At 72.8% G+C, this 13782-nt stretch carries 11 protein-coding genes; 6 read left to right on the top strand and 5 right to left on the bottom strand.

All coding sequences use genetic code 11. The annotated features are described in order from the left end of the window. Positions 1 to 52: 52 nt before the first annotated feature. On the top strand, positions 53 to 598 hold the full coding sequence (locus DQE82_RS26155; RefSeq protein ID WP_030499461.1) for a DoxX family protein: 546 nt from the start codon (positions 53 to 55) through the stop codon (positions 596 to 598). 205 nt (positions 599 to 803) lie between these two features. Continuing rightward, entirely contained in the window at positions 804 to 2225 is a 1422-nt protein-coding gene (locus tag DQE82_RS26150) for a glycosyltransferase 87 family protein (RefSeq protein ID WP_043327708.1), read from the top strand. A 4-nt stretch (positions 2226 to 2229) separates the two neighbouring features. Here the strand turns inward: DQE82_RS26150 and DQE82_RS26145 are convergent, their stop codons facing one another. The 5 genes from DQE82_RS26145 to DQE82_RS26125 all read right to left on the bottom strand — a co-directional run bounded on the left by DQE82_RS26145 (position 2230) and on the right by DQE82_RS26125 (position 8167). Beyond that, entirely contained in the window at positions 2230 to 2655 is a 426-nt protein-coding gene (locus tag DQE82_RS26145; RefSeq protein ID WP_187693504.1) for a molybdenum cofactor biosynthesis protein MoaE, read from the bottom strand. Between the two features lie 35 nt (positions 2656 to 2690). Then, entirely contained in the window at positions 2691 to 3950 is a 1260-nt protein-coding gene (locus tag DQE82_RS26140) for a molybdopterin molybdotransferase MoeA (protein WP_113974494.1), read from the bottom strand. Positions 3951 to 3987: 37 nt separating this feature from the next. Beyond that, entirely contained in the window at positions 3988 to 4482 is a 495-nt protein-coding gene (locus DQE82_RS26135; RefSeq protein WP_187693502.1) for a molybdenum cofactor biosynthesis protein B, read from the bottom strand. Continuing rightward, positions 4455 to 4946 (bottom strand): cyclic pyranopterin monophosphate synthase MoaC, encoded by a 492-nt coding sequence (moaC, locus tag DQE82_RS26130; protein ID WP_113974493.1) that lies wholly within the window; start codon positions 4944 to 4946, stop codon positions 4455 to 4457. Before moaC ends, DQE82_RS26135 begins: the two co-directional genes overlap by 28 nt. A gap of 236 nt (positions 4947 to 5182) precedes the next feature. Beyond that, positions 5183 to 8167, bottom strand: coding sequence for a tetratricopeptide repeat protein (locus tag DQE82_RS26125; protein ID WP_233514788.1), 2985 nt, complete (start codon positions 8165 to 8167; stop codon positions 5183 to 5185). Positions 8168 to 8837: 670 nt separating this feature from the next. Here DQE82_RS26125 and DQE82_RS26120 point away from each other — a divergent pair. The 4 genes from DQE82_RS26120 to DQE82_RS26105 are packed head-to-tail and all read left to right on the top strand — an operon-like array spanning position 8838 to position 13765. Further along, complete coding sequence (locus DQE82_RS26120; RefSeq protein WP_370446811.1) at positions 8838 to 11333, top strand: putative bifunctional diguanylate cyclase/phosphodiesterase; 2496 nt, start codon at positions 8838 to 8840, stop codon at positions 11331 to 11333. Between the two features lie 40 nt (positions 11334 to 11373). Next, entirely contained in the window at positions 11374 to 12717 is a 1344-nt protein-coding gene (locus tag DQE82_RS26115; protein WP_113974491.1) for a glycosyltransferase 87 family protein, read from the top strand. Further along, a complete protein-coding gene (locus DQE82_RS26110; protein ID WP_113974490.1) occupies positions 12714 to 13346 on the top strand; it encodes a phosphoribosyltransferase in 633 nt (210 codons plus the stop codon). Before DQE82_RS26115 ends, DQE82_RS26110 begins: the two co-directional genes overlap by 4 nt. A 23-nt stretch (positions 13347 to 13369) precedes the next feature. After that, entirely contained in the window at positions 13370 to 13765 is a 396-nt protein-coding gene (locus tag DQE82_RS26105) for a zf-TFIIB domain-containing protein (RefSeq protein ID WP_113974489.1), read from the top strand. The last annotated feature ends 17 nt before the right edge of the window (positions 13766 to 13782 follow it).

The following is a 13782-nucleotide window of genomic DNA, read 5'->3' as shown; positions in this document are numbered from 1 at the left end:
CCTTTCGTGTGTTGCGGGGATGACGACGCCCCCGACGGGGTAAGACTGAGCCATGAAGCCCGTGCGCTCCCTCGCCCGAGTCATGTTGAGCGGCATCTTCGTGGTCAGCGGCGCCCGCAACCTGCGCAACCCGGAACGCCTGGTGCAGGCCGCGGAGCCGGTCACCGGGAAGGTCGCCCCGCTGATCCGCAACGTGCACCCGCGCATCCCCACCGACACCGTGTCGCTCATCCGGGCCAACGCCGCCACCCAGCTCGTCGGCGGTCTGATGCTGGCCACCGGCCGGTTCACCCGTCCGGCCGCGCTGGTGCTCGCCGGCTCTCTGATCCCGACCACCGCCGCCGGTCACGCCTTCTGGAACAACGACGACCCGGCGGCGCGCAACAACAACCAGGTCCACTTCCTGAAGAACCTCGGCCTGCTCGGTGGCCTCCTCCTCGCCGCCGCCGACACCGAGGGCAAGCCGGGGCTGCGCTGGCGCGCCGGCCACCGGATCGACCACTCGCGCCGGTCGGTCACGCGCGCGGTCCGCACCGCCCGCCGCGATGCGAAGATCGCCGTACGCTCCGCGGCGGCCGCCCGCCGAATCCCTGGTTGACACCCCTTTCGTACGGCCACCACCCCCCGCAAGGCCACCAATCACCTGAACCGTCCGAGACCCGTTAACGCGGTGGAAATGTCGCAAACACGTGTGGGATCGGACACGGTCGCGTAACGCGGGAGGCAGCAACGTGAGGCGCCGTTCTAGGCTCCGTTCTGGACCTGGACGGGTACGACGACCTTGGTACGGGGGTGGCCACGCCATGCCGACGTCAGTCGGTAGACGGACCAACCGCCTCGCCCCGACCTCCCGCGTCGACCGCCGGACCGTCGTGCGCCTCGGGATCGTGGCCGCCGTGTCGTACGCCGCGTGGCTGGCCATCGGCGCCTTCGGACGGCCGTACAACTTCTTCGACATGAAGATCTACCACGGCGCGGTGGTGTGGTGGGCCAGCGGAAACGAGCTGTACGACTTCGTCGCGCCGTCGACGACACTGGGCTTCACCTATCCACCGTTCGCCGGTGTGGTCATGCTCCCGATGTCCTGGCTGCCCGTCGACGGCGCCGGCTTCGTCAACGCCCTGGCCAGCATCGCCGCGCTCGCGGTCGTCCTGGCGGCGCTGCTGCGCCCCATCGTGGACCGGCTCGGCTGGCCGCTCTGGTTCACCGTCGGCATCGCCACCCCGCTCGCGGTGGCCATCGAGCCGTCCCGGGAGACGCTCGGCTACGGCCAGGTCAACCTGCTGCTGTTCGCGCTCGTCATGGCCGACATGGTGGGCCTGCGCTGGCGCGCCAAGCGGGGCACCCACCACGAGACCGCCGACTCGCCGCTGGCCCGCTTCGTCTACAGCGGCGCGTGGGCGGGCGTCGGCATCGGGCTCGCCACAGCCGTCAAGCTCACCCCGGCGTTGTTCGTCGCGTACCTGATGCTCACCCGGCAGTGGCGGGCCGCGCTCACCGCCGTCGGCACCACGATCGGCGTGACCATCGCGACGTTCGGCCTGGTCGGTGAGGAGTCCCGCGCCTACTTCACGAGCGTGCTGTGGCAGACCGAGCGGGTCGGCGCGGCGGACATGACCGCCAACCAGTCGCTCGCCGGGCTGCTGGCGCGGCTCTACGACTCGATCGAGACGCCCGGCCTGCTCTGGCTCGCCTTCTCGGTGCTGCTCCTGGCGCTGGGCCTGTCCCGCGCGATCAGCGCCCGCGCCGACGGCGACGAGCTGACCGCGTTCACACTCGTCGGGCTCACCGCCAACGTGATCAGCCCGATCTCCTGGTCGCACCACCTGATCTGGGTCATCCCGGCGATCATCGTGCTGGCCGACGCCGCGGTACGCCGCCGCGACGCCAGCCGTGGCCTGCCCCTGCGCGGCAGCGGCCCCTCGGCCAACGGTGTGCCGGCGCTGCGCCCGCCGATCTGGTACCCGACGTTGACCGGGCTCCGCCACGGCGTCGGCGCGCTCGGGCTCTACCTGCTGTTCCTGATCTCACCGATCTGGCCGTACGAGCACCAACTCCCCGAGGTGTCCCACTACCAGGACGGCCTGTTCGGCGCGCTGATGGAGAACTCCCTGGCCATCGCGCTGATCGTGCTGGTGGCGGCGCTGCCGTGGCGTCCGGGAGCCGAGCCCGCGTTCTACCACGACCGGTTCAGCCGCGCGGCCGCGCTCGCCGGCCGGCGCTGAGCACTCAGGGGCAGTTCACCCATTCCTCGGTGCCGTCGTCGAAGACCTGCCGCTTCCAGATCGGCAGCCGCGCCTTCACCTCGTCGACCAGCCGCGCGCACGCGGCGAACGCGGCCGCCCGGTGGGCGGTGCTGACCGCCGCCGCCAGCGCCACGTCGCCGATCTCCAGCGGGCCGATCCGGTGCGACACCGCGACCGCGTACACCGCCGGGTCGGCGGCGATCTCGGCCGCCACCTCACGCAGCACCGCCTCGGCGGTGGGGTGGCCCTCGTACTCCAGCCGGGTGACCCCCCGCCCGTGGTCGTGGTCGCGGACCACGCCCTGGAAGGAGACCACCGCGCCGGCCCGGCGGTCGGCGACCGCCGCCTCGTGCGCGGCCAGGTCGAGCGGCCGGTCGGTCACCGCGCCGAGCACCACGCCTGCCCGCACCGTCACGACGTCTCCCGTCGGCTCGTTCGTCGCGCTCACCCGGCACGCTCCCCGGGGGTCAGCGGCAGCGGCACCAGCGGCACCCGGTCGCCGGCCGCGCCGCTGGCGCCGGGCCGGATCACCGCGAAACCATCCGCGCCCGCGAGACCGCGCAGCATCGCCGACCCGACGTGCCGCACCGGGTACGCCGTGCCGGCGACCCGGTCCCAGCGGGCCAGCGCCAGATGGGTGTAGTCGCCGCGCCCCGGAATCGGCTCGGCCAGCGTCACGTGCGGCAGCACCGGCATCGGCCGGCCGGTGAGACCGGCGAGCAGCGGCGCGACGAGCGACACGAGCGCCACCACCGCGGACTGCGGGTTGCCCGGCAGGCCGGCCACGAACCGCACCCGCCCGTCGTCGCCCACCAGCCGGGCGAGCAGCATCGGGAAGCCCGGGCGCACCGCCACCGTGTTGACCACGTAGTCGGCGCCGAGCGCCTCCAGCGTCGGGTGCAGGTGGTCGACCGGCCCGTGCATGGTGCCGCCGGTGGTGCAGACCAGGTCGGCGTTGGCGAGCGCGCCCCGCACCGCCGCCACGTGCGCGGGCAGCGTGTCGGCGACCGGGCCGACCACGTCGGCCGTACGCACCTGGCAGCCGTAACGGCGCAGCCAGGCGGGCACCGACGGGCCGAGCGCGTCGCGGACCCGCCCCGCGCCGGGCGGACCCGAGGTGAGCAGTTCGTCGCCGAAGACCAGCAGCGCGGCCCGGGGTGGGCGGCGGACCCGCAACGTGTCGTGCCCGCAGGAGGCGGCCAGGCCGAGCACCGCCGGATCCACCGGTGTGCCGGCGGGCAACAGCTCCTCCCCGAGGTACGCCTCCTCGCCCGGCTCCCGCCACTCCGGCGCCGGGCGGGGCGTGCCGGTCACCAGGCCGTCCGCCGTGCGGGCCGACTCCTCGATCCGCAGGATCGCCGTCGTGCCCTCGGGAACCATCGCGCCGGTGGCGATCTCGACGGTGCTGCCGTCGGCCTCCAGCGGCGCGGCGGTGTGCCCGGCGAGCACCCGGCCCACCACCCGCCACGGCCCCGGGCCCCGCACCGCCCAGCCGTCCACGCTGGAGGTGGGGAACGCCGGCAGGTCGGTACGCGTCGTCAACGGCTCGGCGAGGGTGTGCCCGTCGGCCTCGGCCAGCGGGCGGGCGACGGCGGGGAGCGCGGCGGACAGGCCCACCGCGTACACCCGGGAGCGGGCCTCCTCCCACCCGGCCGGTGGTGGCGTGCCCGCCTCGGCCGCGGCGGCTTCGGTTTCCGTGCTCATCCGGCGAGCCTAGCGCCGGGGCACGTGGCCCGCGGGTTCAGTGGTCGCCGCCGCGAAGCTGGTCGACCGCGTGCCGCAGGATCGGCCCGAGCACCGCAAGGCCGTCGCGGGCGCCGCCCCGCGAGCCGGGCAGGTTGACCACGAGCGTCCGGCCGGTCACCCCGGCCAGCCCGCGGGACAGCGCCGCGGTCGGCACGGTGTCGCGGCTGTACGCGCGGATCGCCTCGGCGATGCCGGGGATCTCGTAGTCGAGCAGCGCACGGGTCACCTCGGGCGTGCGGTCGGTCGGGGTGATGCCCGTGCCGCCGCTGGTCAGCACCACGTCCACACGTTCCTCGCGGGCGGCGAGCAGCGCCTCACCGACCGGATCGCCGTCCGGCACCACCACCGGCGGGTCGACCTCGCAGCCCAGCTCCCGCAGGCCGGTCACGAGCAGCGGGCCGCTGGTGTCCTCGTACACCCCGGCGGCGGCCCGGTTGGAGGCCACGATCACCCGGGCCCGGATCACGGCCGGTCCTCCGGCCGGACCCATTCGCCGGTCTTGCCGCCCTCCTTGCGGAGCACCCGGACGGCCTCCACCGAGGCGGCCGGGTCGACCGCCTTCACCATGTCGATGAGAGCGAGGCCGGCGACCGCCACCGCGGTCAGCGCCTCCATCTCGACGCCCGTCCGGTCGGCGGTCTTCGCGGTGGCGGTGATCTCGACCGTGTCGGCGGTCAGGTCGAGGTCGACGGTGACGCCGTGCAGCGCGATCGGGTGGCAGAGCGGGATCAGGTCGGGCGTGCGCTTGGCGCCCATGATGCCGGCGAGCCGGCCGACGGCCAGCGCGTCGCCCTTGGGCAGGCCGTCGCGCCGCAGCAGCTCGACCACCTCGGTGGTGGTGCGGAGCCGGCCGGCGGCGACCGCGAGCCGGCCCGAGACCGGCTTGGCGGAGACGTCGACCATCCGGGCCGCGCCGGCCGGGTCGACGTGGGTGAGCTGCGCGGGTTCGGTCACGGCCCGACCCTATCCGCCGGGTACGACGACGCGCGTGCTCCGGGCCGTCGGCGGGGAGGAGCGCCGTGTCGGGTGCAGATCCACGACGCCCCTCCCTCACCTACCCACCGCCGATTCGCTGGGGGGAACTGGCGGTGGGGGCCTTCGCTCGGCCTGGCCCGCCCTGGCGGTGAGCCCTCCCCGTGGCCGATGGCGGGACGCTAACGAACGCCGCGATAAGAAATCGATAAGGCGGGTCAGGTCGGTGGTGACGGCATCGCGGCGAGCTGCCGCCGCAACTCGTGACGCTCCGGGGCGCCCATCCGTTCGAAGATCGCCAGGGCCCGTTGCCGGTACCGTCGCGCCTCGACCGGCTGCTCGTCCACCAGGTGCTCCGCCAAACCGCTGAGGGCGCGGGCCTGCTCGTACGGGTGGGCGATCCGGGTGGCGATGGCGAGGGCTTCCTCGAGCACGGCGGCGGCCTCCCCGCCTCGGCCGACGGCTCGCAGGGTGACGGCCAGCTCGTTGCGCGCCTCGGCTTGGACCTGCTGCTCACCGGAAGCGGCGGCGGCCTCGATGGCGGCTTCATGATGCCGCAACGCCTCCTCGTAGCGGCCGAGCTGGCGGTAGGTCCCGGCGAGGTCGCTGATCGTCTCGGCGCGGGCGAAGCCGCTGCCGGTGCGGTCCCGGAGCGCCAGCGAGGCGCGTAGCAGGCGCTCGGCCTGCGCGTTCTGCCCGAGCCGGTACCTGACGCCTCCCAGGTGCCCCAGCGCGTTCGACATGTGGAACGGGTCCTGCCTGGTGCGCGCGACGAAGAGGTGGAGCCGGTGAACGGCCATCGACTCGTCGTACCGGCCGAGGCAGCGGAGCGTGAGGCCGAGGTTGGGCAGAACGGGAAGGGTGTCCAGCACGTTGCTGCGCAGAGTCAGGCGGTTGATCTCCAGCGACTGCTGAAGTCGACCGGTGAGCCAGTACACCACGCCGAGGTTGAACCGCGCCCGCTGCGCGCCCGCTGCGTCCCCGAGCCCGGTGAGGATCGAGACGACCTCGTGCAGGTGGGTGGAGGCGTCCTGGAAAGCGCCGGTACGCACACAGGCCGACGCGAGGTAGTTGTGCATGAGAGCCACGGCGTGCCGATCTCCGCACCGTCGGGCCGCTGCCAGACCCGCGGAGTGGGTGACCGAGATGTCGTCGAAGTAGCCCCGGGTGTAGAAGAAGCGCCAGCTGGCGCGCGCGAGCCGCCAGGCCATCGGTTCATGGCCCTCCTCAGCCGCCTGGCGGGCGAAGGCGATCAGATTCAGGCGCTGGTCCTCCAGCCAGTCCAGATCGCCGTGCTCGCGTCCGACGAGCAGGTCCGCGCGGCGCGGCTCCCCGAGCCGCAGGTGCAGCGCGAGTACGCCGCTGTCCTCGGTCTGCGCCGAGGCCCGCACCACCGAGTGCAGCAGGTGATCCAACAGGTTCTGTACCGCCGCGTGGCGCGCCGGCCGCTCGTCCTCCTCCCGGGCCAACTCGGCGGCGTACCGCCTCATCAGATCGTGCAGGCGGTACCGGCCCGCCGCGGTCTCCTGCACGAGGTTGCGGTCCACCAGTTCGTCGAGGACGTCCGCCGCCTCCCGCCACGGCAGATCGTTTAGGGCGGCGACCATGGCGGTGTCGAGGTGACCGCCGGTGACCAACCCGAAGGATCGGAAGGTTCTCCTGCACGCCTCGTCGAGCGGCTCGTACGACTCGGCGAACGCCTCGATCACGCTCCGCGCCTCGGTCCGGAGACCGGGAAGGATCATCGATCTGTCGTTCAACCTGTCGACGAGATCGGAGATCCGCCAGTCCGGCCGGTGAGCGAGGCGGGTGCCGGCCAGCCTGACCGCGAGGGGCAGACAGCCGCAGATGCCGACCAGGCGGCGTGCGGCCTCCCGTTCGGCTGTCACCCGCCCGTCCCCGACAAGTGTCGTGAGCAGTTGCAGCGCCTCGGGCTCGGAGAGAACGGCGAGGGACACCGGCGGCCGTTCGGTGAGCGCCAGCAGGCGACGCCGGCTGGTGACGAGCACCACCGCCGGCCCGGAGGTGGGCAGCAGCGGTTCGACCTGCCGGCTGTCGGCGGCGTTGTCGAGCACCACCATCGCGGCCCTCGTGGCGAGTTCTCGCCGCCACATTTCCAATCGATCGGGCAGTTCCATCGGTATCCGGCCGGCCGGCACACCCATTTGGCGAAGAAGGATGTCAAGCGCTGCGGTAGGCGTCATCCGCGTGTCCTCGGTGTGCCCGCGCAGGTCGACGAAGAGCTGCCCGTCGGGGAAGCGTTCGGCCAACCGCGAGGCCACGTGCAGGGCGAGAGTCGTCTTGCCGCAGCCCGCCATGCCGTCGATCAGGCGGATCGTCGGGACTCCGCCGGACCGCTCGCGCACGTCGTGCAACAAGCGATCGACAATTTCCTTCCGGCCGACGAAATCCGGCACCGTGCGCGGCAGCCAGTCATGCGTACGGGATCTTTTCCGAATTGTTTCCGCCTCGGTGACGGAGTTCGGGACCCGCCGACGGGCGAGGGCGGCCGCGACCCGCAACTGCTCCATCTCCTCGCTGGGCGGCACGCCCAGTTCGCCGGTGAGGGCCTCGCGCGCGGCGCGGTAGACGGCCAGCGCGCCACCCGCGTCACCGGCCGCGGTGAGGGCACGCATCAGGAGACACTGCGCGCGCTCCCACAGAGGCTGACGCGAGACCTCCTCACGCAGCAGCGACGCCGCCGATTCCGGGCGCCCCAGGATGAGATGCGCCTCCGCCAGCGACTCCAGGGCTGCCCGGCGTTCCTGGCTCGCGGCCTCTCGCCGGGCGGTCAGCACCGGCCCCAGCGTCAGCCCGGCGAGCAGCGGGGCCGCCGCGGCGCCCACATCCTCCAGCAACGGGACCGCCCGCGCCGGCGCTCCCGCCCGCATCAGTTCCCGAGCGTGGCGCCAGCGCGCGGTCAGCCGGTACAGGTCGATGAGGCTCTCGTCGGCGAGGAGCCGGTAGCCACCGGGCTCACGGACGATCCTGAGCCTGTCATCCGCGTACGAGTCGAGGCTGCGACGCAGGTTGCCGGCGTAGGTCCGAACATTGGCGATCGCGGAGCGAGGCGGATCGTCGGGCCACAACTCGTCCACCAGGTCGTGCATGGGGACCAACTGATTGGCCCGCACGACCAGCAGCGCCAGAACCAGCTGCTGTTTGGGGGTTCCAAGCGAAAGGCCCGCGGCGCCGATCCGCACCGCCAGACCACCGACCACTTGGATTTCCATGCTGCTGTTCCGGCCCCAGTCGGCTCTTGTCCACGGGCACACGGGAGCGTAATCGATTAGTCACAAACCCGTTGCCCCGGCAGCGGTCTCGCACACCGACACCACTCTCGTCCGACCCGGCGGTGAAAGCCGCCCAAAGCACGGTTGTAATGTTCCGCCGCCACGACGACGCTACAGGCGACGTAAGGCTCCTCAGGCCATTCCCATGGCGCTGAGCGACTACGCGGGTACATGAAGGAGACGATCGGCTCCGCTCCGCATACACCCCGTGGACACAACGTCATTTACTCCGCAATAGTTACTTATATTGCGCATACCGACATTAATGCTTCCTTATCGCCCTACCTACGCTCTAACCTGCTCTTCCAAGACAGGGGGCGCCACGAAGCGCCAAGAGAGATATGCGAGGAGGGTCGTGACAATGCGCAGCACCGAATGGAACTGACGAACCTTTTGGTCATCAAGCAACCACGACCCGTTTCGATATCCGAGGAGGCGGCAAAATGCGTAGCACCGAATGGAACTGAGAGTTCTCATATTTCCGGCGAAGGGGTAGGCTGCCGCTCATCGCATTCCGACGGTGAGCGGCGGGTGATGCCGGTTGAGCCGAACAGCGGACGGCCGACAAGCCGTCGAGCCCATGCTGCGCGTGATCGTGTCCGTCTTGAGCGTGTGCGCGACGTTCGTCGCGCTCGCCGCACTGATCGCCGTCTGGGCAGAGCCACCGGACTCCGTACGTGACCTCGTCACCGTCACGGCCCTGGTGGTGACGGTCGCCCTGGCCACAGTCATCAAGACGCCGGTGCGAATCCGGTCGACCACAGTGGCCTTCGCCTGGGTCGAGACTGCGATCGTCGTCGGTCTCGCCGTCGCGCCGGCCTCCTGGCTGATCCTGGCAACCGGCATCGGCGTAGCCTGCGGCTCGGTCACGCGACTCGCGCCCATCAAGACCGCATTCGGCGTCGCGAAGCACACGTTGGTCGCCGGGGGCAGCGCTCTCGTCATCCTGCTGCTCGGCAACGCGTGGCCGCCCCGCGAGCCGCTCCAGATCGTTCTGCTGCTCGGAGTCGTCTACCTCGTCGCGGCCGTGCTCGACGACCTACTCGCGATGCCGGTCATCGCGCTCGCGTCCGGCACGCCCATCGTGCGGCAGTTCCGCACCGACCTCGACCTGCGGGTGGCCGGCTTCGCGGTCCGCTTCCTGGTGGCCGCCTGCACCGTACTCATCCTGCGGGCCGACCCCCGGCTGCTGCTCGCCGTGCCGGCACTGGTGCTCAGCCTCCACCTGGCCTATTCCACGCGGATCCGCACCCGCACCGAGCAGCAGGCGTGGCAACGACTCGCCCGCGCCACCGACGCGCTCAACGTGGTCGACCTCGACCAGGTGCTGACCACCGCAGTCACCGAAGCCAGCGAACTCTTCTCCGCCGACGAGATCGAGATCGAACTGCGCGACGGCGGACGCACCGTCCGCGGCAACGCCGCAGGCATCGCGTACGACGGAACGTCGCCCCAGCCCAGCGACATCGACGGCCGGGTCATGCCGGTCGCGCTGGAAGGCCACAACCGCACCGACGACCTCGGCGTGCTGCGGCTACGGTTCGCCGGTCCGGTCGAACTCTCCGAGCGCGAGCAGTACACCCTGCGTACCTTCGCCTCCGCCCTGTGCACCGCGGTCCGCAACGCCCAGGCGTACGCCGAACTCGCCCGCATCGCCGAGGACCACGCCTACGCCGCCACCCACGACGCCCTCACCGACCTGTCCAACCGGCGCCACCTGCTGGACGAGGGCAGCGCCCAGCTCACCACCCGGCACGCCGACGGCGTCACCGCGCTGGTGCTGATCGACCTCAACCACTTCAAGGAAGTGAACGACACCCTCGGCCACGGCGCCGGTGACCAGGTGCTGATCCAGGTCGCCGAGCGGCTGCGCGACGCCGCCCGCCCCGACGACCTGGTCGCCCGGCTCGGCGGGGACGAGTTCGCCGTGCTGCTGCGCGGCCTGCCCGCCCCGGCCGTCGCCTCCCACCGCGCCGAGGCCCTGCTCAACGCCCTGCACGACCCGCTCGACGTGGACGGCATGCGGATCAGCGTGGAAGCCAGCGGCGGCATCGCGGTCGCCCCCGCCACCGGCGGGATGCCCGAGCTGCTTCGCCGCGCCGACGTGGCCATGTACCAGGCCAAACGCGCCGGCCAACGACTCGCCACCTACGCCCCCGCCCGCGACACCGCAGACCTCAGCCGGCTCACCCTCGGCGGGGAACTGCCCCGCGCCGTCGCCGACCACGAGTTCACAGTCAACTTCCAGCCCATCGTCGACCTCGCCGGCGGCGAGGTGATCGGCGCGGAGGCCCTCGCCCGCTGGCACCACCCCACCCACGGGCTCATCGACCCACTGCGCTTCCTCGAAGCGGTGGAACGCTCCGGCCTGCTGCCCGCGTTCGCCGAGGCGATCCTCGACCAGGCGCTCATCGCCGCCGGCTCCTGGCGCGACGCCGGCTTCGACCTGCCCGTCTCGGTCAACGTGTCACCCCGCAGCCTGCTCGACGCCCGCTTCCCCGGCGCGGTCCTGGCCCGGCTGCGCGCCCACGACCTCCCGCCGGACCGGCTCGTGCTGGAACTCACCGAGACGCTCACGCTCAGCCAGCTCGACGTCGTCGACCGCGTCCTCAGCCGCCTGCGCGACTCCGGCGTCCGCCTGGCGCTCGATGACTTCGGCACCGGCTATTCGTCGCTCTCCCTGCTCTCCCGCATCCCCGTACACGAACTGAAGATCGACCGCAGCTTCGTCACCGCCATGGAGACCGCGCCCGAGGCCGCCGCCGTCATCCGCTCCACCCTCGACCTCGGCCGCAGCCTCAACCTCACAGTCGTCGCCGAGGGCGTGGAGAGCGAACCCCAGCGCCGCGCCCTCTGGGAACTCGGCTGCGCCGCCGGCCAGGGCCACCTGTTCGCCCGGCCACTGCCCGCCGCCGCGCTGCTCGCCAGCCTCCAGCGCGGCCACGGCGGCCGCACCGGCGCGCTCGCCCCGGCACTGCACGACGCGGGCGCCGTGATCCGCCTCCCCGGACGCCGCGCCGGCGGCGCCCGCACCCGCCCCAACCCGTCCGCCGCCGGCGACTCCCGGCAACCCTGACCCCGCCGGGCCACCGCGCCGGTCTGCCAGACTGGCCCGCGTGACCGCCCACGCCGACCCCGCAACCACCGTCTCCCGCCGCTGGTCGGCACTCGACACCGCAGCCGGTGGTCTCGCCCTCGACCTGGGCCTCTACGCCGCCGCCACCGTCTTCGCCGCGGTCACCGCCGCCACCTCCACACTGCCGCCGCACCGCGCCTGGGGCGCCGTCGCCACCATCGGGTACGCGCTCGCCACCCTCGCCGCGACCACGCAACTGCTCGCCCGCCGCCGCGCCCCCGGCACGCCCCTGGCCGCGCTGCCCGCACGTTGGACGGTCACCGGAATCACCTGGGCCACCACCGCGCTGCTGCCGATCGTCACGCAGAGCCTCGAACGGGCCGGCGGGCGTACCGACCGCGCCCAGGAGGAGGTGATCGTGGTCGAACACGCCGGCGCCCGCCTCGCCGAGCACGGCACCCCCTACCTCGGTCCCGACGCCATCGCCGCGCTGCCCCCCGGCGAACAACTCCTCGGCTACACCCCCTACCAGCCCGGCATGGCCCTGTTCGGGCTGCCCCGCGCCGCGGTGGACGCCTGGTGGACCGACGCCCGCGTCTGGTTCGCCGTCGTCACCGCGCTCACAGTGATCGCCCTCGTCGCCACACTGCGCGCGAGCGGCGGCCCGGCCGCGCCCCGCCGCGACGCCGCCGTGCTGCGCGCCGTCCAAGCCGCCACCGTCCTGCCCGTCTGCGCGCTCACCCTCGCCACCGGCGGCGACGACCTACCCGTACTCGCGCTCTGCCTGCTCGCCCTCGCACTCGCCGCCACCGGCCGACCCGGCCGCGCCGGTCTCGCCGTCGGCGCCGCCGGCGCGCTGAAACTCTTCGCCTGGCCGATCGCCCTCGTGCTGCTCTTCTGGGCCGCCACCAGGCGGGCCACCCTGCGCACCGCCCTCGGCGCCCTCGGCCTACCAGTCCTCGCACTGATCCCGGTGCTGCTCGTCGACCGCGAAGCCCTCGTCGAGAACGTGCTGCGCTTCCCCCTCGGCCACGGCCTGGTCACCAGCCCCGCCCAGTCACCCTTCCCCGGCCACCTGATCGCCGAGACGCTCCCGGCCGGCCGGGCGATCGCCGCCGCGCTGCTCGTCGCCGCCGGAGGAGCCATCGCCGTCCGGCTGCTGCGCCGCCCGCCGCGCACCGCCGCCGCCACCACGATCATCTGCGGGTACGGGCTGCTCGCCGCGATCCTGCTCATGCCCTCCACCCGCTTCGGCTACCTGCTCTACCCGATCGCGCTGCTCGTGCTCGCCCCGGCGCTGACGCTCACCCGACCAGGCGACCCGACGGCATTCCCGGCAACCGCCCCGCGCGATCCGGCCGGAAGGCGTACACCTGAGGGATGACCACCTACCGCGACCGGGCCGAGGCGGGACGGCAACTCGCCGAACGTCTGACCGACCTCGCCGGCCGACCCGACGTCATAGTGCTCGGCCTGGTCCGCGGCGGCGTACCCGTCGCCCGGGTGATCGCCGACCGGCTCGGCGCCCCCCTCGACGTGCTGGTCGTCCGCAAGCTCGGCGTCCCCTGGGCGCCCGAGGTCGCGTACGGCGCGCTCGGCCCCGGCGGCGTGCAGATCCTCAACGAGATGGTTGCCGGCCGGATCAGCGAGAACGACCGCGCCCAGGTCCGCCGCCGCGAACAGGCCGAACTGGAACGCCGCGAACAGCGCTACCGCGGCGGCCGCCCACCGCTGGACCTGACCGGACGCACCGCCGTCGTCGTGGACGACGGACTCGCCACCGGCGCCACCGCACGCGCCGCCGTCCAGGTCGCCCGCCACCTCGGCGCCGCCCGCGTCCTCGTCGCCGTCCCGGTCGGCTCCGAGCAGGCGTACGAGATGCTCGCGCGCGAAGCCGACACGGTCGTGAGCTGCCAACTCCCGCCCGACTTCGCCGCCGTCGGCGCGTACTACGAGGACTTCCACGAGGTCACCGACGACGAGGTCACGCAGGCGCTGACCGCCGCTGCGTGAAAACACCCGGTACCGTCGTTGTCATGCAGATGACCTGTCCCAAGTGCCGCGGAGAGATGCGCCAGTACGAGCGCAGCGGAGTAGTCATCGACCAGTGCGGCGAATGCCGGGGCATCTTCCTCGACCGCGGCGAGCTGGAAAAGCTGTTCGATGCCGAGGCCAACTGGAACCGGCAGCACGGCGGCGCCCCGCAGCAGGCCGCGCCGGCCGGTGCCGGCTACCCGCCACCCCCGCCGCCCCCGCCCGCCGCCGCGCCGCACCAGCCCGGCTACGGCGCCGTCCCCCCGCCCCCTCCTCCGCCGCCGCCCGGTCACGGCTACGCCCAGCCCGCGTACGGCCACGGTCAGCAGCACTACGGCTACCACGGCCACTACCGCCGGAAGAAGAAGCACGGCTTCCTCGGCGAACTGTTCGACTGACCGCCGACGTCGCCCAC

Origin of the sequence: Micromonospora sp. LHW51205, from assembly GCF_003315815.1 — a bacterium.
Taxonomy (GTDB): domain Bacteria; phylum Actinomycetota; class Actinomycetes; order Mycobacteriales; family Micromonosporaceae; genus Micromonospora; species Micromonospora chalcea.
The sequence above is the reverse complement of the archived record's forward strand: the minus strand, read 5'-3'. Positions and strand labels throughout refer to the sequence as shown.

What these genes read in the sequence shown, in the direction of transcription:
- DQE82_RS26120 (WP_370446811.1), top strand. Translation starts at nt 8,838, where the DNA reads ATGCTGCGCGTGATCGTGTCCGTCTTGAGCGTGTGCGCGACGTTCGTC.
- DQE82_RS26135 (WP_187693502.1), bottom strand. Translation starts at nt 4,482, where the DNA reads ATGGGTCCGGCCGGAGGACCGGCCGTGATCCGGGCCCGGGTGATCGTG.
- DQE82_RS26150 (WP_043327708.1), top strand. Translation starts at nt 804, where the DNA reads ATGCCGACGTCAGTCGGTAGACGGACCAACCGCCTCGCCCCGACCTCC.
- DQE82_RS26155 (WP_030499461.1), top strand. Translation starts at nt 53, where the DNA reads ATGAAGCCCGTGCGCTCCCTCGCCCGAGTCATGTTGAGCGGCATCTTC.
- DQE82_RS26105 (WP_113974489.1), top strand. Translation starts at nt 13,370, where the DNA reads ATGCAGATGACCTGTCCCAAGTGCCGCGGAGAGATGCGCCAGTACGAG.
- DQE82_RS26110 (WP_113974490.1), top strand. Translation starts at nt 12,714, where the DNA reads ATGACCACCTACCGCGACCGGGCCGAGGCGGGACGGCAACTCGCCGAA.
- DQE82_RS26140 (WP_113974494.1), bottom strand. Translation starts at nt 3,950, where the DNA reads ATGAGCACGGAAACCGAAGCCGCCGCGGCCGAGGCGGGCACGCCACCA.